Annotated in this window: 1 protein-coding gene; it reads right to left on the bottom strand. The window is 69.0% G+C overall.

The genetic code is table 11. The annotated features are described in order from the left end of the window. Window positions 1-1032, bottom strand: a 1032-nt coding sequence (locus ACQRAQ_RS08570; protein WP_427794549.1) for an IS110 family transposase, incomplete at its 3' end; no start/stop codon positions are given. Window positions 1033-1157: the final 125 nt, after the last annotated feature.

The following is a 1157-nucleotide window of genomic DNA, read 5'->3' as shown; positions in this document are numbered from 1 at the left end:
GTGGACCCCGCGCGCGAGCAGCGCCTCCCGCCTCTCGACCAGCCTCCGCACGCCCTTGGCGGCATGCCTGCGGGCGACCCGGTCCGGGGCCTGGCCCTTGGCGAGGTCCTTCGGCCGCCCCGAGCACGTCAGGTAGTGCCACGCGGCCTCGACCAGCGCCTTCCTCAGGTGTTTGTTGCCCGCCTTGGTGATCGCGCCCCTGCGGTCGCTCTCCCCGCTGGAGTGCTCGGAGGGCGTCAGGCCGACCCATGCGGCGAACGACCGGGCGTTCCTGAACCTCGAGAACTCGCCGGCCTCGAACACGAGGTCGGCGGCCGTCGCGGTGTCGACGCCCTTGAGGCAGCGCAGGGAGTCGACCCTCCTCCTCCACCTGGGCTTGCGGGCCTCGGCCTCGACGAGCCCCTCGAGCCTCGCCTTCTCCTCCGCCGCCCGCCTGACCGCGTCGACGTAGTAGGCGAGCACGTCGTTGTCGGCCCCCTCCGCGAACCTAATCGACTCGATCCAGGACCAGTGCGCCCGGGTCCAGTTGCCCTTCCTGCGGCCGGTGGGCGTCCTCTCGTCGAAGGCGAGCCCGTGCCTGAGCAGGAACTTGGAGAGCCGCTGCTTCGCGCGCGAGAGGTCGTCCCTCGCGTCCTCGAGCGCCCTGGTCAGGTCGCGGGCGGCCTCGCACTCGTCGTCGGGGACCCACACCTCGACGACGTTGCCGACCGACAGCATGCGGGCGAGGAACTCGGCGTCGTTGCGGTCGTTCTTCCTGCGCCTGTCCGCGCTGGGCTTGATCATCTTCGAGACGGCGCCGACCACGCAGTCGACCCCGAGGCCGGAGAGCCTCTTCTGCAGGTCGAACCCCGTGACCCCGGATTCGTACACGCACCTGGCCTTTGGGTCCACGGACCGCACCCACTCCGCGACTGCCCCGGCGTCGTAGCCGAAGGTCGCGCAGCGCACCTCCCCGGTCATGACGTCGAGGGAGACTGCCTTTATCGAGCGGGCGTGGACGTCGAGGCCGACGAAGGTGGTAGTATCGAGCATGGGAGCCCCTTCCATGAATGCGGCGTGGCCGCCGCGGCTGAATTAGACACTCACCATTGTCGGCCTAATCCGCGGTCTTTCATGCAGCAGGGGCTCTCAATGTTTTTATGTCCTGCTCATATCGT

The organism is Collinsella sp. SGI.178 (genome assembly GCF_050313495.1).
Taxonomy (GTDB): Bacteria; Actinomycetota; Coriobacteriia; order Coriobacteriales; family Coriobacteriaceae; genus Collinsella.
This window is presented reverse-complemented; position numbering and strand designations above follow the sequence as displayed.